The sequence below is a fragment of the Pseudomonas sp. P4795 genome, assembly GCF_048822895.1.
GTDB lineage: Bacteria > Pseudomonadota > Gammaproteobacteria > Pseudomonadales > Pseudomonadaceae > Aquipseudomonas.
This window is the reverse complement of record NZ_JBMFBT010000002.1, coordinates 23,859-49,949: the sequence shown is the minus strand read 5'-3', so window position 1 is coordinate 49,949 and position 26,091 is coordinate 23,859. Positions and strand designations below refer to the sequence as shown.

At 61.3% G+C, this 26,091-nt stretch carries 11 protein-coding genes and 1 pseudogene; 5 read left to right on the top strand and 7 right to left on the bottom strand.

Annotation, left to right across the window (positions count from 1 at the left end):
* Positions 1–93: 93 nt before the first annotated feature.
* The 6 genes and pseudogenes from ACOI8A_RS04445 to ACOI8A_RS04420 form a co-directional block, all read right to left on the bottom strand.
* A pseudogene (locus ACOI8A_RS04445) lies at positions 94–1,561 on the bottom strand (acetyl-CoA carboxylase biotin carboxylase subunit); the annotation flags it as partial.
* Between the two features lie 68 nt (positions 1,562–1,629).
* Entirely contained in the window at positions 1,630–2,427 is a 798-nt protein-coding gene (locus ACOI8A_RS04440; RefSeq protein ID WP_420650512.1) for an enoyl-CoA hydratase/isomerase family protein, read from the bottom strand.
* A complete protein-coding gene (gene atuD, locus ACOI8A_RS04435) occupies positions 2,424–3,581 on the bottom strand; it encodes a citronellyl-CoA dehydrogenase (protein ID WP_420650513.1) in 1,158 nt (385 codons plus the stop codon). Before atuD ends, ACOI8A_RS04440 begins: the two co-directional genes overlap by 4 nt.
* Before the next feature lie 27 nt (positions 3,582–3,608).
* Complete coding sequence (gene atuC, locus ACOI8A_RS04430) at positions 3,609–5,225, bottom strand: geranyl-CoA carboxylase subunit beta (RefSeq protein WP_420650514.1); 1,617 nt, start codon at positions 5,223–5,225, stop codon at positions 3,609–3,611.
* Between the two features lie 3 nt (positions 5,226–5,228).
* Positions 5,229–6,098, bottom strand: a complete 870-nt coding sequence (locus ACOI8A_RS04425; protein ID WP_420650515.1) for an SDR family oxidoreductase — start codon at positions 6,096–6,098, stop codon at positions 5,229–5,231.
* Positions 6,099–6,110: 12 nt separating this feature from the next.
* Complete coding sequence (locus tag ACOI8A_RS04420; RefSeq protein WP_420650516.1) at positions 6,111–7,901, bottom strand: acyclic terpene utilization AtuA family protein; 1,791 nt, start codon at positions 7,899–7,901, stop codon at positions 6,111–6,113.
* 187 nt (positions 7,902–8,088) lie between these two features.
* Here ACOI8A_RS04420 and ACOI8A_RS04415 point away from each other — a divergent pair, with 187 nt between their 5' ends.
* From ACOI8A_RS04415 to ACOI8A_RS04405, 3 genes are all read left to right on the top strand, one after another.
* A complete protein-coding gene (locus tag ACOI8A_RS04415; protein WP_420650517.1) occupies positions 8,089–8,712 on the top strand; it encodes a TetR/AcrR family transcriptional regulator in 624 nt (207 codons plus the stop codon).
* Between the two features lie 91 nt (positions 8,713–8,803).
* The gene (locus ACOI8A_RS04410; protein WP_420650518.1) at positions 8,804–9,601 is read left to right on the top strand and encodes a substrate-binding periplasmic protein; all 798 of its coding nucleotides are present in this window, start codon (positions 8,804–8,806) and stop codon (positions 9,599–9,601) included.
* 87 nt (positions 9,602–9,688) lie between these two features.
* The gene (locus ACOI8A_RS04405) at positions 9,689–10,702 is read left to right on the top strand and encodes a GNAT family N-acetyltransferase (protein WP_420650519.1); all 1,014 of its coding nucleotides are present in this window, start codon (positions 9,689–9,691) and stop codon (positions 10,700–10,702) included.
* Positions 10,703–10,810: 108 nt separating this feature from the next.
* Here ACOI8A_RS04405 and ACOI8A_RS04400 read toward each other — a convergent pair whose 3' ends face one another.
* Positions 10,811–11,365 carry an RNA polymerase factor sigma-70 gene (locus ACOI8A_RS04400; protein WP_420650520.1) on the bottom strand — a complete coding sequence of 185 codons (555 nt, stop codon included), beginning with the start codon at positions 11,363–11,365 and terminating at the stop codon, positions 10,811–10,813.
* A gap of 369 nt (positions 11,366–11,734) precedes the next feature.
* Here ACOI8A_RS04400 and ACOI8A_RS04395 point away from each other — a divergent pair, with 369 nt between their 5' ends.
* Both ACOI8A_RS04395 and ACOI8A_RS04390 read left to right on the top strand, forming a co-directional pair.
* Complete coding sequence (locus ACOI8A_RS04395) at positions 11,735–24,733, top strand: non-ribosomal peptide synthetase (RefSeq protein WP_420650521.1); 12,999 nt, start codon at positions 11,735–11,737, stop codon at positions 24,731–24,733.
* Between the two features lie 292 nt (positions 24,734–25,025).
* Entirely contained in the window at positions 25,026–26,063 is a 1,038-nt protein-coding gene (locus ACOI8A_RS04390) for a ParB/Srx family N-terminal domain-containing protein (RefSeq protein WP_420650522.1), read from the top strand.
* The last annotated feature ends 28 nt before the right edge of the window (positions 26,064–26,091 follow it).

Genomic DNA, 26,091 nt, shown 5'->3' with positions numbered 1-26,091 from the left:
CAACCCGTACGGAAAAGTTGCCATTCGGGGTGGTGCGCAATTGCACATGCCAATCCTGCCCCTCCAGACCGAGGCGGTAATCCAGCGGCACACTGGCATTATTGCGCCAGCCGGCCAGTGGCGCGCGATGTCGTTGCGCCGAGAATTGATAGAACAGCAGCGCCGCGATGGCCAGTTGTTCGGTACTCGGAACATGCTTTTGCAGACACGAGTGATCGGCAAACTGCTGCGCAATAAACGCCGTGCTGAATTCGCCAGCAATGAATTGCGGATGCTGCAACAGTTCGACCAGCAGCCGCTGATTGGTCTGCACGCCCAGCAATACGCTGTCCTGCACCGCACGCAGCAATTTGCGGCGCGCCTCTTCGCGGGTAGCGCCGTGGGCGATCAGTTTTCCGAGCATCGGGTCGTAGAACGGGCTGACGCTCTGACCTTCGAGCAAGCCGTGATCAATCCGCGTGCCCGCATGCAGCGCCGGTTGCCACGCCTCGACGCGCCCGGTCTGCGGCAGAAATCCCTGCGCCGGATCTTCGGCGTACAGCCGCACTTCCATGGCATGTCCGTTGAGCTGTACTTGCTCCTGGGTCAGCGGCAGCGGCTGGCCTTCGGCGACCAGCAACTGCCACGCCACCAGATCCAGCCCGGTGATCAACTCGGTCACCGGATGCTCGACTTGCAAGCGGGTGTTCATCTCCAGAAAGTAGAATTGGCCACGGGCATCGAGCAGAAACTCCACGGTGCCGGCGCCGACATAGTTCACCGCACGCCCGGCCTTGAGCGCCGCTTGGCCCATCGCCTGACGCAGCTCGGCGGTCAGCACCGGGCAGGGCGCTTCTTCGATGACTTTCTGATGGCGGCGCTGGATCGAGCAGTCGCGCTCGCCAAGGTAAATCAGGTTGCCGTGTTGATCGCCGAACAGCTGCACTTCGACGTGGCGCGGTTCGATCAGCGCTTGTTCGAGGATCAGTTCATCGCTGCCGAAGCCGTTCAATGCCTCCGAGCGCGCCGTGCGCAACTGCGCTGGCAGATCATCGCCGCTGTGCAGCAGACGCATGCCGCGACCACCGCCGCCAGCACTGGCCTTGATCATCAGCGGATAACCGATGCGCTCGGCTTCGCGCAGCAACGTTGCGTCATCTTGCTCGGCGCCTTGATAGCCAGCGATGCACGGCACTCCGGCAGCGAGCATGGCAATTTTCGAGCGGCGTTTGCTGCCCATCAGTTCGATGGCTTCCACACTTGGGCCAATGAAGGTCAGGCCGGCCTGCTCGCAGGCGCGGGCGAATTCGGCGTTTTCCGAGAGGAAGCCGTAGCCGGGATGGATCGCGTTGGCGCCGCTGCGGCGGGCGGCGTCGAGGATTGCCGGGATGTTCAGGTACGACTGTTGCACTGGCGCCGGGCCGATGTTCACGGCTTGATCGGCGATTTGTACATGCAGGGCGTTGGCGTCGGCGTCGCTGAATACGGCGACGGTGCGATAGCCCAGGGCTTGCGCGGTGCGCTGGATGCGGCAGGCGATTTCCCCGCGGTTGGCGATCAGGATTATGTGGATGGCGGGCATGGTGGGGTTCCTGAAGATTTGCGGTGAAAGTGGCGGCCTCATCGCGGGCAAGCCCGCTCCCACAGGGGTCAGGTGGCCCACCGTGGTTTACGCTTTTGCACGAAGGCCATCGTGCCCTCAACTCCTTCGGCGCCTGTCACAGCAGCGCTGAACCACTGCGCCGCTTCATCGAGCAATGCACTCGAGGGCTGCCCGGCGCTGGCGAGCAGCAGTTTTTTGGTCGTGGCATTCGCCTCGGGCGCGCAACACAAAACATGATCCAGCACTTCGTCCAGCCGCTGCGCCAGCGCCTGCGGATCATGTTCGACAAAATGCACCAGGCCCATGCGTCTGGCCTGTGTGCCGTCGAATCGCGCGGCAGTCAGCGCCAGTCTGCGGGTTTCAGTCAGGCCGATGCGTTGCACCACAAACGGCGCAATTTGCGCCGGCAGCAAGCCAAGACTGGTTTCCGGCAAACCGAACTGCGCCTGATGATCGGCAATCGCGATATCGCTGACACACGCCAGACCGAAGCCACCGCCGAGCACCGCGCCTTGCAACACGGTGATCAGCACTTGCGGCGCATGCTGTGCCTCTTCAAGCAAGGCACCGAACGCACGGTTCAAATGACGGTAAGCATCGGCGCCCTGCGAGCGCGCGTTGGCCATGTCCTTGATGTCGCCGCCAGCGCAGAAATGCCCGCCGGCACCACTGATCACCAACGCGCGAACGCTGCGATCATCACGCACCGCCGCCAGCACCGCGCGCAATTCGGCAACCATTTGCAGGCTCATCGCATTGCGGCTGTCGGGGCGATTGAGGGTTACATGCAGCACACCGTTATGGGCCTCAAGTAACAGCGTCTGGCAATCGGGCAGGGCGCTCATTTCTTTTTCCCCGGCAGAATGCCCATCAGTTTGCAGATGATCCCGAGCATGATTTCGTCGGCGCCGCCGCCAATCGACACCAGTCGCACGTCGCGATAAGCGCGGGCCACCGGGTTGTCCCACATGAAGCCCATGCCGCCCCAGTATTGCAAGCAACTGTCACTGACTTCCCGGCCAAGCCGCCCGGCCTTGAGCTTGGCCATCGACGCCAGTCGAGTCACATCCTGGCCTTTCACATATTGCTCGGTGGCCTGATACACCAGAGCGCGCAGGCATTCGATTTCGGTCTGCAGTTCGGCCAGGCGGAAATGGATCACCTGATTGTCGATCAGCGCGTTGCCGAAGGTTTTGCGTTCCTTGCAGTATTCGATGGTGCTGTCGACGCAGTATTCCAGGCCCTTGATCATGTTCGCCGCGCCGAACAGTCGTTCTTCCTGAAACTGCAGCATCTGCATCATGAACCCCGCGCCTTCGTGCCCGATGCGATTGCGCTGCGGCACCCGCACATTGTCGAAAAACACCTGAGCGGTTTCCGAACTGCGCATACCGAGTTTGTCCAGGTGCGAACTGAGGCTGATCCCCGGCGTGGTCATCGGCACCATGATCAGCGACTTGTTGATGTGCTGCTTGTCGTCCGAAGTATTGGCCAGCAAGCAGATGAAATCGGCACTCGGCGAGTTGGTGATCCACATCTTGCTGCCGTTGATCACATAGTCGTCGCCGTCCTTGCGCGCCGTGGTTTTGAGCCCGGCGACATCGGAGCCGGCGCCGACTTCCGAGACGCCGATACACCCGACCTGCTCGCCACTGATCGCTGGCCGCAGAAATTCTTCGCGCAATTCATCGGAGCCGAAGCGGGCGAGGGCCGGGGTGCACATGTCGGTCTGCACACCGATCGACATCGGAATGCCGCCGCAATGAATGGTGCCGAACTCTTCGGCGGCGACAATCGAATAACTGTAATCGAGGCCCATGCCGCCGAATTTTTCCGGTTTGGAAATTCCCAGCAGGCCGAGGTCGCCAGCCTTGCGGAAGATCTCGTGAATCGGAAAACGCCCGGCCTTTTCCCATTCGTCGACGTGCGGATTGATCTCGTGTTCGACGAATTGGCGGACAGTGCGGCGCAGTGCTTCGTGTTCCTGGGTGAAGATCATTTTTATTGTTCTCCTGAAATCGAGGCGTTAGAAGCGGCTGACGCCGAAGCTATTGGGCTGAAGATTGCGCACGTCGGCTTCGTGACAGATGTCCAGCAGGTAACCGAGCAGGGTGCGCGTATCGCGTGGATCGATCAGGCCGTCATCCCACAGGTTGGCGCTGCCGTAGAGCGCGGTCGATTGGCTGTCGAGTTTCTGCGCGGTGACCTGCTCAAGCATGTCGAGCATTTTCGGATCCGGCACCAGACCATCCTTGAGCTGTTTGGCCTCGGTGACGATGCGCAGGACCTTGCCCGCCTGGGCGCCGCCCATCACCGCCGTGCGGCTGTTGGGCCAGGCGAAGATGAAGCGCGGATCGAGACCGCGCCCGCACATCGCATAGTTGCCGGCGCCATAGGAACCGCCGACCACAATCGTCAGTTTCGGCACCCGCGCATTGGCCACTGCTTGAATCAGTTTCGAGCCGTGTTTGATCACGCCGTTTTGTTCCGATTCGGTGCCGACCATGAAGCCTGTGGTGTTGTGGAAAAACAGCAGCGGCGTCTGGCTCTGATCGCACAGCTGAATAAACTGCGCGGCCTTGCTCGCGCCGTTGGGCGTGATCGGGCCGTTGTTGCCGATGAAGCCGCAAGCACTGCCGTGAATTTTCAGATGGCCGCAAATGGTCTGCTGATCGAACTCGCCCTTGAACTCGAGGAAGCGCGATTCATCAGCAATGCGCGCAATGATCTCGCGCACGTCGTAGGGCTTTTTCGCATCGTCCGGGATCAGGCCGAGCAATTCGTCGATGGGATACAACGGCTCTTTGTATTGCGGCTCGGGCAGCCATGGCAGTTGCTCGTTCCAGTTCAGCAGGCTGACGATCTCGCGCACCTGACGCACGCCATCGGCATCGTTTTCGACCAGGTATTCGGCGGTGCCGGCGACTTGCGCATGCATCTCGGCGCCGCCCAGTTCTTCGTCAGTCGCGACTTCACCGGTCGCCGCTTTGAGCAATGGCGGGCCAGCCAGAAACAGCTTGGCCTTGCCGCGCACCACCACCACGTAATCCGACAACCCCGGCTGATACGCGCCGCCAGCGGTGGCCGAGCCATGCACCACGGTGATCTGCGGCAGACCCATGGCCGACATCCGCGCCTGGTTGGCGAAACTGCGCGCGCCTTCGACGAAAATCTCCGCCGCGTAATTGAGGTTGGCGCCGCCGCTTTCGGCGAGGGTGATCACCGGCAATTTGTTGTCTTGCGCGATCTGTTGCAGGCGCAGGGATTTTTTCAGGCCAGAAGGCGAAATGGTCCCGCCCTTGATTGCGCTGTTGTTCGCCACCACCAACGCGCGCACGCCGGACACATAACCGATGCCGGCGATCAGACCGCCTCCAGCTGAGCTGCCGTCCTTGTCGTCGTGCAATTTGTAACCGGCGAGGCTGGCCAGTTCGAGGAACGGCGAACCGGGGTCGAGCAACAAATTCAGGCGCTCACGCGGCAGCAATTGGCCGCGCTTGTCGAATTTCGGTTTAGCCTCGGCGGCTTTGTTCAACAGGTTCTGTTCGAGTTGCTGCACATGCTCGATGGCCGCGAGCATCGCCGTGCGATTGCGCGCAAAGCTTTCGCTGTGCGGGTCGAGTTCGGACTGGATCTGCGGCATGACTTATTCCTTGTCCTTGAGCACATCTGGCAAATACGCGCGGTGAAAACCGTTGAACGATTCGCTGTGGGTCGCCTTGTGCAACGGCCAGGCGCGACTGCCCAGACTCGCCGCGCCATCGATGCGCAGCGTGCTGCCACTGACGAACGCCGCTGCCGGACTGAGCAGAAACACAATCGCTGCACTGACTTCCGATTCGGTGCCGATGCGTTTCAACGGCACGTGTTCACGCAAGGTCGGGATCACTGCTTTGAACGCGCCTTCATAGGTGTCCATGCCGCTGGAAGCGATCCAGCCCGGCGCCACTGCGTTGACTCGCACCCCGGCGTAACCCCATTCGAACGCGGCAGTCTTGGTGAAGTTGTCCATGCCCGAACGCGCCGCACCGGAGTGGCCCATGCCGGGCATGCCGCCCCACATGTCGGCGAGCATGTTGACGATGCTGCCGCCGTGTTTGCTCATCGACTGATTGAACACTTCCCGCGCCATCAGAAACCCGCCGACCAGATTGGTTCGCAGCACGGTTTCAAAACCTTTCTGATTGATCGAGGCCAGTGGCGACGGGTACTGGCCGCCGGCATTGTTGACCAGTCCGTGGATCGGCCCATGTTCGTCAATCAGTTCGCGGATCAATGCCTTGACTGCTTCTTCATCGCGGATATCGCAGGCCTTCCAATGCGCAAGGCCGCCGTCCTCGGCAATTTCCGCGGCGACGCTTTGCAGCTTTTCTGGTTTGCGTCCGACCAACACCACGCTGGCGCCGAGTGCCGCCAGTTCATGCGCGGTGCATCGGCCGATGCCGCTGCCGCCCCCGGTGACGATGATGGTCTGGCCGCTGAACAGGTCAGCCCGGAAAATCGACTCGTATGCCATGGCGACATTCCTCTAATCGAGCTGTTCGGCGATGCTCTGCGGCACCGGGATCTGGATTTCCAGCAGTTGCTGGGCGAATGCCTTGCCCTGCGGATCGATGCGCAAACTCGCCACGCCACCGCCGCCGAGAGCGTTTTCCAGCAGGAAGTTCAGACTGTTCGTCCCCGGCAGATACCAGCGTTCGACGCGGCCGTGAATCGGGTCGAGGACGTGACTCATCCACTCGACCATCACCTCTGGTGTCAGCGCTTCGGCGATCCACGGCAAGTATTCCGGACGCCGTGGCAGCAGGCCGATGTTGCTGTGATTGCCCTTGTCGCCGGAACGCGCCACCGCCAGTTTGACCAGCGCGACACTGGCGTCGGCGCGGCCATCGGGTTTGGGCGGGTCGTGGGGGAGCGGCAGGTTGGCGCTGTCCAGCGTGGTTAGAACGGGAAGGGTGCAGGAGTGACGCTGCCCGGCAAAGTCGATGTGCAATGTGCAGGCGCTTTTGTCGATCAGGAACGAGAACAGCCGAATCAGCGGATACACCGTCGGCCGACCACCAACGATGCCGGTCAGCCCCGGCGCCATACCGGTAGCGGCCTGGGCGATTTCCCGCGAGAACAGCACCAGCGCCTGCTTGTTTGAATGGCGTACCGCCAGTTTGATCACCACTTCACGGCTATCCCGGCGCTGGCCGTGGGGTCCGTAAGTGGCTTCACTGCCGAGCAGTTCGATGTGCGTTTCGGTATAGGGCGCCCAGCCGCGCTGGCTGAACATCTCGCCGGTCTTGTCGATGATCGCCTGACTGACGCGGCGCGCCTTGTCTACCGCATCGATGCCGGCAATCAGGCAACTGGCGGTGCAGCGGAAGCCGTCGAGATACGTCGCACTGACCTTGTATTTGTTGCTGGGTGGCAGGCCTTTGGCACCGTGCACCTGCACAGCATTTTTGCCTTGCTGCTGAAGTTTGACCTGACTGAAATCGCAGACCACATCGGGCAGCAGATAGGCCTGCGGATCGCCGATTTCATAGAGCATCTGTTCGCCAACGGTCAGCGGCGTGACCAGTCCGCCGGAGCCTTCGGGTTTGCTGACGATGAACTGGCCGTCGGCGCTGACTTCGACGATCGGGAAACCGATGTGCTCGTAGTCCGGCACATCGCGCCAATCGGTGAAGTTGCCGCCAGTGCACTGCGCGCCACATTCAATGATGTGCCCGGCCAGCGCTGCTTGCGCGAGTTTGTCGTAGTCCTGCCACGACCAGCCGAACTCATGCACCAGTGCCGCGCTGACCACGGCGCTGTCGACCACGCGCCCGGTGATCACGATGTCGGCGCCCAGGCGCAGTGCTTCGACAATTCCCGGCGCGCCGAGATAGGCGTTGGTCGAGATGCACATCGGCGGCAGCGGTGCGCCGCTGAACATTTCGGTGATGCCTTGGGATTGCAGCTGGTTGAACTGCGGTTGCAGGTCATCACCGAGCAGCACGGCGATTTTCAGCGCGACGCCGGCCTTGTCGCACGCCGCTTGCAACGCGGCGGCGCAGGCTTGCGGATTCACCCCGCCGGCATTGCTGATCACGCGAATATTTTGTTCTGCCAGTTGCGGCAGCAGAGGCGTGAGAACTTCGATGAAATCACTGGCGAACCCGGCTTGCGGATCTTTCAGGCGTGCGCCGGCCATGATCGACATGGTGATCTCGGCCAGGTAGTCGAACACCAGATAGTCCAGTTGCCCACCTTCCACCAACTGCGCGGCGGCGGTCGAGGTGTCGCCCCAGAACGCGCTGGCACAACCGATGCGGATTGTTGTTGGCATTGTTGTCTCCGACTCAGAAACCTGCGACTGAAGTGCGACGAGGCTACCAAGCAAGCGCTTGGTTTGTAAACAGCTGAAATTATCTTCTGCCCAAGCGCTTGCTTGGTCGCGGCCGGCGGCTTAAATTGCCCGCGCCAGCCTGTGGTTTCCGGGCGGCTGCCGACTGATCGACTGTAGGAGAGAACGGGTGGACGAGCAAAAAGCCCTGCGGGTAATGCGCGAACTGGTGGACGCCGGCCAGTTGACCGACCCGGACAGCGCGCGCGGCAAATTGCTGCAAGTCGCGGCCCACCTGTTCCGCAACAAAGGCTATGAACGCACCACCGTGCGCGATCTGGCCGGTGCCGTGGGCATTCAGTCGGGAAGCATTTTTCATCACTTCAAAAGCAAGGACGAAATCCTCCGTGCGGTGATGGAAGAAACCATCCGCTACAACACTGCGCTGATGCGTGCGGCACTGGCCGACGCCGGCAGCGTGCGCGAACGGGTGCTGGCGCTGATCCGCTGTGAATTGCAGTCGATCATGGGGGGCAGCGGCGAAGCCATGGCCGTGCTGGTCTACGAATGGCGTTCGCTGTCCGAAGAAGGTCAGGCCCAGGTGCTGGCGTTGCGCGACATTTATGAGGACCTGTGGCTGCAAGTGCTCGGCGAGGCCAAGGACGCCGGGTTCATCCGTGGCGATGTGTTCGTAACCCGACGCTTTCTAACCGGGGCGTTGTCGTGGACCACCACCTGGTTCCGAGCCGGCGGCAGTTTGAGCCTCGATCAGCTGGCCGATGAGGCGTTGATTCTGGTACTCGAGGAGCGTTAGACGCTTTCTATCGTGCGGCGAAACTGGCTAACTGGGCGAAACCGCCTAGCTTGAGTAGATTGATCGGTATTTTTTCGGGGAGTGGGGTGTTTTGAAGTCTTCGCCAATTCGGACAGCCGCGGGGCTGATGCTCGCAGCGCTGGCTGCAATATGGGTACTGCCCGCTCCAGCGGCGCAAGTTGTCCGGGTGGGCGCTGCGCATTTTCCGCCGTACACCATTCGCCCGGAAAACGGCGCCGACACCGGTCTGTTGCCGGAGCTGGTCGCCGCGTTGAACGGCCTGCAGAGCGACTATCGTTTCGAGCTGGTGCCAACCTCTATTCCGCGCCGCTTCGGTGACTTCAAGGATGGTCGCACCGACATGGCAATCTTCGAGAACCCGGAGTGGGGCTGGAAAGACATTCCCCACACCACCGTCGATATGGGCCTGGAAGACGCGGAAATCTTTGTCGCGCAGAACCAGCCTGGTCGGCAGCAAGCCTACTTCGCCGACCTCAAGGGCAAACGCCTGGCGCTTTACAGCGGTTATCACTATGAGTTCGCCAACTTCAAGGCCGACCCCAAATACCTCGCCGAAACCTACAGCGCGACGCTGACCTATTCTCACGACAGCAACCTGCTGATGGTGCTGCGCGGTCGCGCCGACATTGCGCTGGTGACACGTTCATATCTGTTCGATTACCTGCTGCGTAACGAAAAGGTGCGCGACGAATTGCTGGTGTCGCAGCGCATCGATCAGATCTATCACCACTACGCGATTCTGCGTCCGGCCGCGCCGATCACCGGCGAGGCGTTTGGCGCGATGCTCAAACGCCTGCGCGACAACGGCCAGATGTTGAAGATTTTTGATCCGTACAAGATTGCCGTGGTGCCGGTGCCCGGCAATTGAAGGACGGATTTACCCCGGCGGCCTAAATTTTGCCCTGCGGATCACGTCACATCGTTGAACTGTCGACGATTATCGTGAGCCCGACCCATGTCCAATCTGAATGACCTGACTGCCCTGGCCTTGCCATCGGGTAGTCAATTGCAAGCCGATGCCACCGAGAGCCGTCTGAGCCTGAGCCTGGACGGGCAACCGTTGATCCGCCTGCGCCTTGATCGTGAGGCGCAAGGGCCGATCCAGATTGACGAACGCTATGCACTGCCGCCAGGCCAGGCGCTGTGGGCGGCATGTTATTGGTTGTTCAGCCGCGATCCGGCGCGTCAGCAATTGGTCTGGCAGCTCGATCAGCCGCCGACTGAAGCCTTGCTCAGCGGCTTGCTGGTGAGCACGGAGGTGGCTGGCGAATACCGTTGCGAGCGCACGCTGTTCTGGCAATTGCCCCAGCCATGGCTCGGCACTTCGTTGACCGGCAGCTATCCGCAGCAGATGGTCATCAGCAATGGCAAACGCCATCCCTTGCGCCCGGTCAAACCGCGCGGTGAGGTTTATCGGCGTTTCGATTCGCGTCTTGGTGCGTGGATTTCCTTGCGCACGGTAGAGATCGAAGAAGACCTGCCGCGCTTCAACCGCTGGCAGAACAGTCCGCGCGTCGCCAGTTTCTGGCAGGAAGAAGGCAGCATCGAAAAGCATCGCGAGTATCTGAGCAAGCTCGAGGCTGACCCGCACACACTGACGTTGATCGGCTGTTTCGACGATCAGCCGTTTGCCTATTTCGAAGCCTATTGGGCCAAGGAAGATCGCATCGCGCCGTTCTACGATGCCGACAATTACGACCGTGGCATCCACATGCTGGTGGGGGAGGAGAGCCATCGTGGCCCGCACAAGGTTGCGAGCTGGCTGTCGGCGTTGGTGCATTATCTGTTTCTGGACGATCCGCGTACGCAACGTGTAGTCGCCGAACCACGTGCGGACAACACGAAGATGATCGGCCACATGCACAATCAGTGTTTCCACTGCGAGAAAGAGTTCGACTTCCCGCATAAGCGCGCGGCGCTGATGATGCTCGGGCGTGAGCGGTTTTTTGATCGGTGCACGTTGGGTTGAAATACCGTTAAAACCAAAAGCTCGCAGCCTTCGGCAGCTCCTACATTGGAATGCGTTCCTTGTAGGAGCTGCCGAAGGCTGCGAGCTTTTTTTGCGGGCGATTCGGTCTTAACGACGACCCATCGCCACCGCATCCCCACGACTGCCCGACACCTTGCGGCAGTGCACCAGCGCATCGCGGATCATGAAGTTGACCAGGGTCGGCGAGACGCCAAGTTCCTTGGCGATGTCTTTTTGCGGCACACCGTGCAGGCGATACATCTCGAACGCGTAACGGGTGCGGCTCGGCAGCTCGGTGAGCGCGTCGGCGATGTGTTCCAGGGTCGAGAAGTTGATGTGCGAAGTTTCCGGCGACGCACCTTGAATGACCACGTTCAGGCCTTCCTCTTCAGGGCCGGAATACTTCATCTCCAGTGCCTGTTTGCGGTAGTGATCGATGGCGAGGTTGCGCACGATCTGGAACAGATAACTCAATTGCGCCTTGATCGACGAAGTGATCGGCGGCGCCGATTGCAGCCGGAAAAACGCATCCTGCACCACGTCTTCGGCACGTGAGCGGCAGCCGGTAATACGCGCTGCGATCTTGACCAGAATCAGTCGATTGTCGACGAATGCCTGAAGTAGCGGTGAATCGCACCTGCTTGTGGATACTTGTTCCGTCATGGAAATCACCTTGCTGCCAATAGGTTTGTGGGAGGCCTCGGGGGCGGCCGTCCTACACATCGAGCGACAAATTATGTTGAATGATAATGATTGTCAAATGAGAAAGAGAAGTAATGCTCCGGTTCGGTGCGATTTGAGAACTGCGACGCACTGCCGCACCCCGGCCCTGTTGGCGATCCAGCCTGCCGACTAATTATTTCAAGACGTCATCCGTTCTCATTGGTGAATGGTTTCGGGCGCAAACCCCGGCCATACAGCATTCCAGTGCCTTGCGCGGTCGGCGTAGACCGCGCCCTGCGCGCCCTTTGAAAGGGCGCGACGCAGCGAACCCCGATTCCACCAGCAAGCCGAATTCAGGCAGGAAACCTCATGACCGACGCGTTCGAACTCCCCAGCACTCTGGTCCAAGCCCTCCAGCGCCGCGCGGCCCTGACGCCGGATCGGCTGGCCTTGCGCTTCTTGGCTGAAAGCGCGGAGCAGGCTGTGGCGCTCAGTTACCGCGAACTCGATCAACGTGCGCGCAGCATTGCCGCCGCGTTGCAGGCCGAGGCCGAATTCGGTGATCGCGCGGTGTTGCTGTTTCCTAGCGGCCCGGACTATGTCGCGGCGTTCTTTGGCTGCCTGTACGCGGGCGTGATCGCCGTGCCGGCCTATCCGCCGGAGTCGACCAAGCGTCACCATCAGGAACGCCTGCTGTCGATCATTGCCGACGCCGAGCCACGACTGCTGCTGACCAGCGCCGACTTGCGCGACGCCCTACAGCAGATCGAAGGCGCGCCGCCGCTGTTGTGCGTCGATACCCTCGACAGCGCGCTGGCCGAATGCTGGGTCGAACCGACTTTGCCGCAGGATCACATCGCCTTTCTGCAATACACCTCAGGCTCCACCGCGCTGCCCAAAGGCGTGCAAGTCAGCCACGGCAATCTGGTGGCGAACGAACTGCTGATCCGCCACGGTTTCGGCATCGACGTGAACCCGGATGACGTGATCGTCAGCTGGCTGCCGCTGTATCACGACATGGGTCTGATCGGCGGTCTGCTGCAACCGATTTTCAGCGGCGTGCCATGCATTCTGATGTCGCCGGCGTACTTCCTCGGCCGGCCGTTGCGCTGGCTCGAAGCGATCAGCCAATACGGCGGCACCATCAGCGGCGGGCCGGATTTCGCTTACCGCTTGTGCAGCGAGCGAGTCAGCGAATCGGCGCTGGAACGACTCGATCTGAGCCGCTGGCGCGTGGCCTATTCCGGCTCCGAGCCGATCCGCCTCGACACCCTTGAGCGCTTTGCCGAGAAATTCGCCGCCAGCGGATTCAGCGACAGCAGTTTCATGGCCTCGTACGGTTTGGCCGAAGCCACGCTGTTCGTCGCCGGCACCCCGCGCGGCAAGGGCATTCCCAATCTGCGCGTTGATGATCACGCATTGGCGCAAAACCGCGCCGAGCCGGGCGCGGGCAGCCCGATCATGAGTTGCGGCATCAGCCAGCCCGGGCACGCGGTGCTGATCGTCGAACCGAACACGCTGCAAGAACTTGCTGACAATGCCGTCGGCGAAGTCTGGGCCACAGGCTCGAGCATCGCCCTCGGCTACTGGCGCAACCCTGAAGCCAGCGCCAAAACCTTCGTCGAGCACGCCGGCCGTACCTGGCTGCGCACCGGCGATCTGGGCTTCATGCGTGACGGCGAACTGTTCATCACCGGGCGCCTGAAAGACATGCTCATCGTGCGCGGGCACAACCTGTATCCGCAGGACATCGAGCAGACTGTCGAGAACGAAGTCGAGGTGGTGCGCAAGGGTCGCGTGGCGGCGTTCGCGGTCAATCAGAATGGCGAGGAAGGCATCGGCATCGCCGCAGAAATCAGCCGCAGCGTGCAGAAAATCCTCCCGCCGGAAGCGTTGATCAAAGCCATCCGCCAAGCCGTGGCCGAGGCGTATCAAGAAGCGCCGAGCGTTGTGGTGTTGCTCAATCCGGGCGCGCTGCCGAAGACTTCCAGTGGCAAGCTGCAGCGTTCGGCGTGCCGCAATCGTCTGGCTGACGGTAGCCTCGACAGCTACGCGGTATTCCCGTCGAACGAGGTTCAAACCTCGGACTTGACTGCCTCTGGCAGTGAACTGGAAATCCTCATCGGCAAGATCTGGGCAGAGCAACTCAGCGTCAAACAGGTCGCTGCGGATGATCACTTCTTCCTGCTCGGCGGCAACTCGATTGCCGCCACACAAGTGATCGCCAAGGTGCGCGAAGAGCTCGGTCTTGAGCTGAACCTGCGCCTGCTGTTCGAAGCGCCGACGCTTTCCGCGTTCGCCGCAGCAGTTGCCCGTCAGCAACAGGACGGCGGCAGCGCCCAAGGCCAGATCAGCACATTAGGGCGCAACGACGCACTGCCGCAATCGCTGGCGCAAAACCGTCTGTGGATCACCTGGCAACTTGACCCGCAAAGCAGCGCCTACAACATCCCCGGCGCTCTGCGTTTGCGCGGCGAACTCGACGAGGACGCCCTGCGCGCCAGTTTCCAGCAACTGATCGAACGCCACGAATCCCTGCGCACGCGCTTCTTCGAACGCGATGGTGTGGCGCTGCAGCAGATCGTCGCCGCTGGCGAATTCAACCTGCAACTGATCGACATCAGCGACCTGCCAATCGCCGAACGTGAAATCCGTGCGCAGCAAATCCGTGAAGACCAGGCGCGTACTCAGTTCGATCTGGAGAAAGGCCCGCTGCTGCGAGTAACGCTGATCCGCCTCGACGATGAAGATCACCAGTTGCTGGTGACCCTGCACCACATCATCGCTGACGGCTGGTCGCTCAACGTGTTGATCTACGAGTTCTCGCGCCTGTACGCCGCCGCCGCGCAAGGCCAGCGCGTCGAGCTGGCGCCACTGCCAACCCAATACGCCGACTACGGCAGTTGGCAGCGCCAATGGCTGGCGCAAGGCGAGGGCGAGCGGCAACTGGCGTACTGGAAAGCGCAGTTGGGTGACGAGCATCCGACCCTGGAACTGGCCACCGATCATCCGCGCTTGGCCAGGCAAAAACACAGTGCCGCGCGACACACTGTGCGACTGGATGTAAGCCTCAGCCAAGCAATTCGCCAGACTGCACAGGCGCACGAAGCCACGTCGTTCATGCTGTTGCTCTCGGCATTTCAAAGCCTGCTGCATCGCTACAGCGGTCAGCGCGATATCCGCATCGGCGTGCCCAATGCCAACCGTCCGCGCCTGGAAACCCAAGGCCTGATTGGCTTCTTCATCAACACCCAGGTGCTGCGCGCCGAACTCGATTCGCGTCTGCCGTTCACTGAGTTGCTGGCGCAGACGCGTCAAGCCGCACTCGGTGCGCAGGCGCATCAGGATCTGCCGTTTGAACAACTGCTCGAAGCCTTCCCGCAGGCTCGTGAGCAGGGTCTGTTTCAGGTCATGTTCAACCACCAGCAACGCGACTTGAGCGCGCTGAAACGCCTGCCGGGATTGCTCGCCGAGGAACTGCCGTGGCACAGCCGCGAAGCCAAGTTCGACCTGCAACTGCACAGCGAAGAAGACCGGAATGGGCGCCTGACGCTGTCGTTCGACTACGCCGACGAACTGTTCGACGCTGCGACCATCGCGCGTCTGGCCGAGCATTTCAGCAACCTGTTGCGCGAAGTTTGCGAACGTCCACAGCAAGCGATCGGCGACCTGCAACTGCTGACTGCCACCGAACACCAGCAGCAAAAACACTGGAGCATCGCTCCATGTGCCGCCGCGCAACAATGGCTGCCGGAACTGCTCAACGAACAAGTACGCCATACACCTGAACGCACCGCGCTGGTGTGGGACGGTGGCAGCCTCGATTTCGCTGAGCTGCACGCCCAGGCCAACCGTCTCGCGCATTACCTGCGCGACAAGGGCGTCGGCCCGGATGTGTGTGTAGCAATCGCCGCCGAGCGCTCGCCGCAATTGCTGATCGGCTTGCTGGCGATCATCAAGGCTGGCGGCGCCTACGTGCCGCTGGACCCGGATTACCCCGCCGAGCGTCTGGCCTACATGCTCAGCGACAGCGGCGTCGAATTGCTCCTGACCCAGACTTCGTTACTCGATCGTCTACCGGCCAGTGACGGCGTCAGCGTTATTGCCATGGACACTCTGCACCTGGAAAACTGGCCTAGCCACGCGCCGGGTCTGCACCTTCACGGCGACAACCTCGCCTATGTGATTTACACCTCCGGCTCCACCGGCCAACCAAAAGGCGTCGGCAACACCCACGCCGCATTGGCAGAACGTCTGCAATGGATGCAGAACACTTATCGCCTGAACGAAACCGACGTGCTGATGCAAAAGGCGCCGATCAGTTTCGACGTGTCGGTGTGGGAATGCTTCTGGCCGCTGATCACTGGCGCACGCCTGCTGATCGCAGGCCCCGGCGAACACCGCGATCCGCATCGCATCGCGCAGCTGGTTCAGCATTACGGCGTGACCACACTGCACTTTGTGCCACCGCTGCTCGCGCTGTTCATCGACGAACCTTTGAGCGCCGAATGCACCAGCCTGCGCCGGGTGTTCTCCGGTGGTGAAGCGTTGCCGGCAGAGCTGCGCAACCGCGTGTTGGCGCAACTGCCAGCGGTGCAACTGCACAACCGTTATGGTCCGACCGAAACCGCAATCAACGTCACCCACTGGCATTGCACTACTGCTGATGGCGAGCGTTCGCCGATTGGCCGGCCGCTGGGCAACGTGGTCTGCCGCGTGCTCGACAGCGATCTCAATCCGGTTCCGGCCGGGGTGCCGGGTGAGCTGTGCATCAGCGGTATCGGTCTGGCCCGTGGATATCTGGGTCGCCCGGCGCTGACCGCCGAACGTTTCGTGGTCGATCCTTTAGGCGAGCAGGGCGCGCGCTTGTACCGCACCGGCGACCGTGCATGCTGGACCAACGATGGCGTGATCGAATACCTCGGCCGTCTCGATCAGCAGGTCAAACTGCGCGGCTTCCGCGTCGAGCCGGAAGAAATTCAGGCACGTTTGCTGGCTCAGGATGGCGTCGCCCAAGCCGTGGTGCTGGTGCGCGAAACGGCTGCCGGCGCGCAACTGATCGGTTACTTCACCGCGACCGATGCCAGCGAAGATCAGGACGCACAAATCGCACGCCTGAAAACCGCACTCGCTGCCGAGCTGCCGGAATACATGGTCCCGGCGCAACTCATGCGCCTCGACCAAATGCCCCTCAGCCCAAGCGGCAAACTCGACCGTCGCGCCTTGCCCGAGCCGCAATGGCAGGTGCGCGAGCACGTCGAGCCGGTCAGCGCGCTTGAGCAGCAGATCGCCGCGATCTGGCGCCAGGTGCTGGGTCTGACGCAAGTTGGCCTGCGCGACGACTTTTTCGCCCTCGGCGGTCACTCGCTGCTGGCCACACAAATCATCTCGCGCACCCGTCAGGCCTGCGACGTCGAGCTGCCGTTGCGTGCGTTGTTCGAGCACAGTGAACTGGGCGACTTCGCCGAGCAGATCCGTCTGATTCAGGCCAGCGGTCGCACCAACAAACAGCCACCTATCGACAAGGTCGAACGCAGCCAACCGGTGCCGCTGTCCTATTCGCAGCAACGCATGTGGTTCCTCTGGCAGATGGAGCCGGACAGCCCGGCGTACAACGTCGGCGGCATGGCGCGTTTGCGCGGGGTAATGGATGTCGGGCGTTTCGAAGCGGCGTTGCAAGCGCTGATCCTGCGTCACGAGACCCTGCGCACTACATTCCCGAGTGTCGACGGCGTGGCCCGTCAGCAGGTGCATGCCGAGACTGGCGTGCGCATGGACTGGAAGGATTTCTCCAGCTTCGCGGCTGACCTGCGAGAGCAAAAAGTCCAGCAACTGGCCGACGCCGAAGCGCACCTGCCATTCGATCTGGAAGCCGGTCCGTTGCTGCGCGCCTGTCTGGTCAAGACCGCCGAGCAAGAACACTACTTCGTCCTGACCCTGCATCACATCGTCACCGAAGGCTGGGCGATGGACATCTTTGCCCGCGAACTCAGCGCGTTGTACGAAGCATTTGTCGATGATCGTGAATCGCCGCTCGAACCGCTGCCGGTGCAATACCTCGATTACAGCGTGTGGCAGCGCAACTGGCTGGAGTCCGGCGAGCGTCAACGTCAGCTCGATTACTGGACCGCGCAACTCGGTCGCGAACATCCGCTGCTGGAATTGCCCGGCGACCGTCCGCGTCCTCCCGTGCAAAGCCATCAAGGTGAACTGTTCCGTTTCGATCTGAGCGATGAACTCGCCGCCCGCGTTCGTGCGTTCAATGCGCAGAACGGTCTGACCCTGTTCATGACCATGACTGCCGCACTGTCCGTGCTGCTTTACCGCTACAGCGGCCAGACCGATCTGCGTATCGGCGCGCCGGTAGCCAACCGCATTCGCCCGGAAAGTGAAGGGCTGATCGGCGCGTTCCTCAACACTCAGGTGCTGCGTTGCCAGCTCGACGGCCAGATGTCGGTCGGCGCGTTGTTCGAGCAGGTGCGCCATACCGTCATCGAAGGCCAGTCGCATCAGGATCTGCCGTTCGATCATTTGGTCGAGGCTTTGCAGCCACCGCGCAGCGCTGCCTACAACCCGCTGTTCCAGGTGATGTGCAACGTGCAGCGTTGGGAATTCCAGCAGAGCCGCATGCTCGCCGGGATGACCGTCGAGTACCTGGCCAACGATGCGCGGGCGACCAAGTTCGACCTCAATCTGGAAGTCACCGACCTCGATCATCGCCTCGGTTGCTGCCTGACGTACAGCACCGATCTGTTCGACGAGCCGACCATTGCACGCATGGCCGGGCATTGGCGCAATCTGCTGGAAGCACTGATCGCCGATCCGCAGCAGCGCCTCAGCGAATTGCCGCTGCTCGACAAACCTGAGCAACAGCAACTGCTGGAAAGCCTCGGCGTCGAGCCGGGTGAGCATCGTCTGGACCAGTGCATTCATCATCTGTTCGCCGAGCAGGCATTGCTGCGCAAAGACGCGCCGGCCCTGACTTTCGCCGGTCACACCCTGAGCTACGCCGAACTCGACGCCCGCGCCAATCGGCTGGCCTGGGCACTGCGTGAGCGTGGAGTCGGCCCGCAAGTGCGCGTGGGTCTGGCGCTGGAGCGTTCGCTGGAAATGGTTGTCGGCCTGCTGGCGATTCTCAAGGCTGGCGGCGCCTATGTGCCGCTGGATCCGGAATACCCGCTCGACCGTCTGCATTACATGATCGAAGACAGCCGCATCGGTCTGCTGCTCAGCGACCGCGCGATGTTCAAAGCTCTCGGTGATCTGCCGCCTAGCGTGGCGCGCTGGTGCCTGGAAGACGATAGCGCCGCACTGGCCGATTACCCGGCAACCGAACTGCCATTAATCAGCCTGCCGCAACATCAGGCCTACCTGATTTACACCTCGGGCTCGACCGGCAAGCCGAAAGGCGTGGTGGTTTCCCACGGTGAAATCGCCATGCATTGCCGTGCGGTGATCGAGCGCTTCGGCATGCGCCCGGACGATTGCGAACTGCACTTTTATTCGATCAACTTCGACGCCGCCACCGAGCGTTTGCTTGTGCCGCTTCTCAGCGGCGCGCAAGTGGTGTTGCGCGCGCAGGGTCAGTGGGATGCTGAAGAAATCTGCGGTCTGATTCGCGATCATCAAATCAACATTCTCGGCTTCACCCCAAGCTACGGCAGCCAGTTGGCGCAATGGCTAGCGACGCAGAACGAGATTCTGCCGGTACGCATGATCATCACCGGTGGCGAAGCGCTGACCGGCGAACACCTGCAACGGATTCGCGCGGCGTTCAAGCCGAGCCTGTTCTTCAACGCCTACGGCCCGACTGAAACGGTGGTCATGCCTCTCGCCAGTCTGGCGCCGGAAGTGCTGGAAGAGGGCGCGGGCAGCGTGCCGATCGGCAGCGTGATCGGTGCTCGCGTGGCCTACATTCTCGACGCCGATCTGGCGTTGGTGCCGCAAGGCGCGACGGGTGAATTGTTCGTCGGCGGCGCCGGTCTGGCCCAGGGTTATCACGACCGCGCCGGCATCACTGCCGAGCGTTTTGTTGCTGACCCGTTTGCCGCTGATGGCGGACGCATGTATCGCACCGGCGACCTGGTGCGCCAACGTGCCGATGGTTTGGTTGAATACCTCGGCCGCATTGACCATCAGGTGAAAATCCGTGGTTTCCGTATCGAGTTGGGCGAAATCGAAACGCGCCTGCTCGATCATGCGTCGATCCGCGAAGCTGTGGTGTTGGCACTCGATGCGCCAAGCGGCAAGCAACTGGTCGGCTACCTGGTCACCGAAGTCGCCGAACAGAACGAGGCCAAACAAGCCGAGCTGCGCGACGCACTCAAGTCTCACCTCAAGGCGCAACTGCCGGATTACATGGTGCCGACGCACCTGATTCTGCTGGCGAGCATGCCGCTGACTGCTAACGGCAAACTCGACCGTCGCGCGCTGCCGGCGCCGGATCCTGAGCACAATCGTCAGGATTACGTGGTGCCGAGCAACGAACTCGAACAGACCCTGGCGCAGATCTGGTGCGACGTGCTCAACGTCCAGCAAGTCGGCCTCAACGACAACTTCTTCGAACTCGGCGGCGACTCGATTCTGTCGATTCAAGTGGTCAGCCGTGCGCGCCAGCAGGGCATTCATTTCAGCCCGCGTGATCTGTTCCAGCATCAGACTGTGCAGACTCTGGCTGCTGTCGCCAGTCGCAGCGAAAGCGTGACGGCCGAACAAGGTTTGGTGACCGGTGAATCGCGCCTGACGCCGATTCAGCACTGGTTCTTCGACACTGATATTCCCGAGCGTCAGCACTGGAACCAGGCCTTGCTGCTGGAGCCGACTGTCGCGCTGGAACCGCATCGTCTGGAACAAGCGCTGCTGGCGGTGATCGAGCAACATGACGCCTTGCGCCTGCGTTTCACCGAGGTTGATGGCGAGTGGCAAGCAGCGCATCAAACGGTGTCCGAGGCTCCAGTGTTGTGGCAGGTGCGAGTGGCCTCGATGGACAAGTGCGCGGCACTGTTCGCCGATGCTCAGCGCAGCCTCGATCTTGCACAAGGCCCACTGGTGCGCGCCTTGCTGGTCGATGGTCCTGAAGGGCAGCAACAGCTGTTTATCGCCATCCATCACTTGGTGGTTGACGGTGTGTCGTGGCGGGTTTTGCTCGACGATTTGCAAACCGTGTATCGCCAACTCGACAGCGAGCAATCGGTGAAACTGCCGGCGAAAACCAGTGCCTTCAAAGACTGGACGGCGCGCTTGCAGGCCTACGCTGGCAGCGAATCCCTGCGCGAAGAACTCAATTGGTGGCAAACGCAACTGGCCGGGTCGAACGCTGATCTGCCTTGCGAAAATCCGCAGGGCGGGCAACAGAATCGTCACGCGCAAACCGTCAGCGTGCGTCTGGATGCCGAGCGCACCAGACAACTGCTGCAACAGGCACCGAGCGCTTACCGCACGCAGGTCAACGACTTGTTGCTGACTGCATTGGCCCGGGTGCTGTGCCGCTGGAGCGGTCAGCCATCTGCACTGATTCAACTGGAAGGCCACGGCCGCGAAACCCTGTTCGACGAGATCGACCTGACCCGCACCGTCGGCTGGTTCACCAGCGCCTACCCGCTGCGCCTGACCCCGCACAATATCGAAGAAGCCGCCGGGCAAGACGCTTCGATCAAGGCAATCAAAGAACAACTGCGCGCGGTGCCGCATAAAGGCCTGGGTTATGGCGTGCTGCGTTATCTGGCGGATGACCTCAGCCAGCGCAGCATGGAGGCCCTGCCGAACGCGCCGATCACCTTCAACTACCTCGGCCAGTTCGACCAGAGTTTCGGCAGCGATGCGCTGTTCCGTCCACTGGATGAAGCGGTCGGCGCGGCACACGATCCGCAGGCGCCGTTACCTAACGAATTGAGCGTGGACAGTCAGGTCTACGGCGGGGAACTGCAATTGCGCTGGACCTTCAGCGCCGAGCGTTACGACGCGCAGACCATCAATGATCTGGCCGATGCTTACCTCGGTGAGTTGCACAGCCTGATCGAACATTGCCTGCAAGATGAGGCGGGTGGTCTGACACCTTCGGACTTCCCGCTGGCCAAGCTGACTCAGGCGCAACTCGATGCCTTGCCGGTTCCGGCCGCGCATATCGAAGACGTGTATCCGCTGACGCCGATGCAGGAAGGCATGCTGTTGCACACCCTGCTCGAACCGGGCACCGGTCTGTACTACATGCAGGATCGCTACCGCATAAACAGCGAACTCGACCCGCAGCGTTTTGCCCAGGCCTGGCAAGCGGTGATCGCCCGTCACGAAGCGTTGCGCGCCTCGTTCTGCTGGAACGTCGGCGAAGACATGCTGCAAGTGATTCACACGCCGGGGCGCACGCCGATCGAGTATCTCGACTGGACCGCCATCGCCGACGCCGAGCAGGAGCCGAAGCTGCAAGCGCTGCTCAAGGCCGAGCGCGAAGCCGGGTTCGATCTGCTCCATCAGGCACCGTTCCACCTGCGCCTGATCAAGGTCGGCGCGGCGCGCTACTGGTTCATGATGAGCAACCACCACATCCTGATCGACGCCTGGTGCCGTTCGCTGCTGATGAACGATTTCTTCGAGATCTACAGCGCACTGGGCGAGGGGCGCGATGCACAACTGTCGGTGCCGCCACGCTACCGCGATTACATCGGTTGGCTGCAACGCCAGAACCTCGCCGAGGCGCGGCAGTGGTGGCAACAGAATCTGCAAGGTTTCGAGCGCACCACGCCGATCCCGAGCGACCGGCCATTCCTGCGTGAACACGCGGGCGAAAGCGGCGGCATGATCGTCGGCGACCGCTACACCCGACTGAATGTCGAGGATGGCGCTCGCCTGCGCGAGTTGGCTCAGGCGCATCAACTGACCATCAACACCTTTGCCCAAGCGGCGTGGGCACTGGTGCTGCGGCGCTTGAGCGGGGATCGCGACGTGTTGTTCGGCGTGACCGTGGCCGGACGTCCGGTGGAAATGCCTGAGATGCAGCGCACCGTCGGCCTGTTCATCAACAGCATCGCACTGCGGGTGCAGATGCCTGAGGACGATCAGCGCTCCAGCGTACGTCAGTGGCTCAGCGCTTTGCTCGACAGCAACATGCAGCTGCGCGAGTACGAATACCTGCCGCTGGTGAACATCCAGGAGCAGAGCGAACTGCCCAAAGGCCAGCCGCTGTTCGACAGCCTGTTCGTGTTCGAGAACGCCCCGGTTGAAGTCTCTGTGCTGGATCGCGCGCAGAGCCTTAATGCGACCTCGGATTCGGGGCGTACGCACACTAACTTCCCGCTGACGGCGGTCTGCTATCCGGGCGATGACCTCGGCTTGCACCTGTCTTACGACCAGCGTTACTTCGACGAATCGACCATCGAGCGCATGCTCGGCGAGTTCAAGCGTTTGCTGCTGGCGCTGGTCGACGGCTTCCATGGCGACATGGCCGATCTGCCGCTGCTGGGTTCTGAAGAGCAGGATTTCCTGCTGCACGGTTGCAACCAGAGTGCGCACGACTATCCACTGGAGCAAAGCTACGTCGAGTTGTTTGAAGCACAAGTGGCGGCGCATCCACAGCGCATTGCCGCGAGTTGCATTGATCAGCAGCAAAGCTATGAGGTGCTGAACCAGCGCGCCAACCGTCTCGGCCATGCATTGGTTGCGGCCGGCGTGCAGATGGATCAACCGGTGGCGCTACTGGCCGAGCGTAATCTCGATCTGCTGGGCATGATCATCGGCAGCTTCAAGGCTGGGGCGGGTTATCTGCCGCTGGACCCGGGGCTGCCGGGTTCGCGTCTGCATCGGATCATCGACATGAGCCGCACGCCGATTCTAGTGTGCAGCGAGGCTTGCCGTGAGCAGGCGCTGGCGTTGCTGGATGAGTTCGGCTGTTCCAATCGTCCAAGGTTGCTGGTGTGGGAGGAGGTTCAGGCTGGCGTGGCCTCGTCTGAAAACCCTGGCATCTATAGCGGGCCGGACAACCTCGCTTACGTGATCTACACCTCGGGTTCCACCGGATTGCCCAAAGGCGTGATGGTTGAACAGCGGGGCATGCTCAACAACCAACTGAGCAAGGTGCCTTACCTGAACCTGAGCGAGGCTGACGTGATCGCGCAGACCGCTTCGCAAAGCTTCGACATTTCGGTCTGGCAATTCCTCGCCGCGCCGCTGTTCGGTGCGCGCGTGGACATCGTGCCGAACACCATCGCCCACGATCCGCAAGGCTTGCTGGTGCATGTGCAGCAGCAGGGCATCACTGTGCTTGAGAGCGTGCCGTCACTGATTCAGGGCATGCTCGCCTCGGAGCGTCTGAGCCTCGATGGCTTGCGCTGGATGCTGCCGACCGGTGAAGCGATGCCGCCGGAACTGGCGCATCAATGGCTGCTGCGTTATCCAGAGATTGGTCTGGTCAACGCTTACGGCCCGGCGGAATGCTCGGATGACGTGGCGTTCTTCCGCGTGGATATGCAATCGACACGCGGCAGCTATCTGCCGATCGGGACGCCGACCGACAATAACTTGCTCTATCTGCTCGATGGTGCGCTGGAACTGGTGCCGCTGGGTGCCGTGGGCGAATTGTGTGTGGCCGGGACCGGGGTTGGTCGCGGTTATGTCAGCGATCCGCTGCGCACTGCACCGGTGTTCGTGCCGAATCCGTTCGGTGCGGCGGGCGAGCGTCTGTATCGCACCGGTGATCTGGCGCGGCGTCGCAGCGACGGGGTGTTGGAATATGTCGGTCGGGTCGATCATCAAGTGAAGATTCGCGGTTACCGCATCGAACTCGGTGAAATCGAGGCACGGCTGCACGAACAACCGGAAGTGCGTGATGCGGCGGTCGGCGTGCAGGAAGGCGTCAACGGCAAACACTTGGTTGGCTATCTGGTTGCATCCGATTCCGTGCTGAATCCAAGCGAACGTCTGGAGCGCATCAAGCAGCGCCTGCGCACTGAGCTGCCGGAATACATGGTGCCGCTGCACTGGTTGTGGCTCGAGCGGATGCCGCTCAATGCCAACGGCAAACTCGACCGCAAAGCCCTGCCTGCGCTGGAGATCGGTCAGTTGCAGAGCCAGGATTACCTGGCCCCGCGCAACGAGCTGGAGCAGACCCTGGCCGACATTTGGGCCGAGGTGCTCAAGGTCGACAAGGTGGGTGTGCGCGACAACTTCTTCGAACTGGGCGGGCATTCATTGCTGGCGACGCAAATTGCTTCGCGGGTACAGAAAACCCTGCAACGCGACGTGCCGCTGCGAGCGATGTTCGAGTGCAGCACGGTGGCGGAACTGGCGGAGTACATCGACGGGTTGGCGGCGAGTGACATCACCGAGGACAAGGTGGATCGCCTGAATGATCTGATGGCGGAGCTGGAGGGTCTGTAATCTTCAGCGCCTATGCTGGCCTCATCGCTGGCAAGCCAGCTCCCACAGGGTCAGTGGCGTTCACAACATTTGTGTTCACCGCAGAAACTGTGGGAGCGGCGGTGCGACGATTCGACTTGCCCGCGATGGCGTCAGCCCCGTCACCGTGAAGCCATCGCACCCTCACGGCAGCCGATGCAACGTTGGTATTTGCCGCTTTGGTATAGTCGCGCCTGCTCGCTGTGGCCATACAGCGAAGCAAACAATCCGGGTTGCCAAATCCGGAAGTTTGGGCACTTATCAAGGGACTGATGTGGAACAATTTTTCTGGCGTGATCTTGAAGACCTTGCGGGGCATTGGGCGGGACTGAGCATTGATGTCAATCGCCCGAGGCAGGGCAAGCCTGCGCTTCATCTGCTTAGCGGGAACAATGATCGGCTGAAGTTGATGCTTAACGATACGCCGTTGCTGTGGGCAACTATTGCCACTTCGTATTACGGTGCGTGGCTGGTGCGCAACCCTCAGCTCATACAATCGGAAATGCCTACGGTGCCCGCCATCGATTCGGCAGACGTCGAACGCCATCTCCAATTACCTCCCGAACAGCGCATCAAAGCCTGGAGCCGATACTTCATCAAGCGCTTGACGGAGCACCAGCCGGACTTTCTGTATCCCGGTCACTGGGTGGCACGCCCCATGCTGCCTACCCCTGCGCGCAGAAAACGTGGAGAGGGTGTGAGCGCCTGGTATTTTTCCACGCCGCAGGACGCTTCCAGTCATTTGCCCACTTGGTCGCTGCATGGCGACGGGATTCTCGACAATTTACAGCCAGAAAAAGTTAAGTGGCTCGACTGGAGTTTGGGGCAACTGATCGGGTTGCATACGGTCGATCCATTGACGGGGCGGATGAAGTGGTGGCGCAAAAAAGCCAGAGAAGGCAGCTTGCCGCCAATTCTGCTGTGGTATGTCGGCGGAATGTGTTCGTACGTGATTATCGACGGGCACTACCGGTTGCAGGCTGCAATCACCGAGTGCATCCAACCGACATTTATTGTTTTGAGTTCAACTGAGGCGAGAGAGGTCAGATTGTGTGGCAGTGCGCAACAACGCGTGCTGAGTTCGTTAATGCTGCAAAGCGCAAAAAACCCTGATTTTGATGTACGAACTTTGAATCAGGCGTTGATTCACACCTTTGATGATCGGCCCTACCACTGGGCGGGAACTCATACATGGGCGGGCATCGCTTCAGATCGGGCGTGGAGCGATGAGGTGACGGAGTTTCTGACAGAGCAAGGCGCGACAGACGACCTGGAAGACATCATTGGTCGGTGCGAACCTTGTCAGTGGTGATTGCTCCCGCACATAGTGCGGGAGCAGC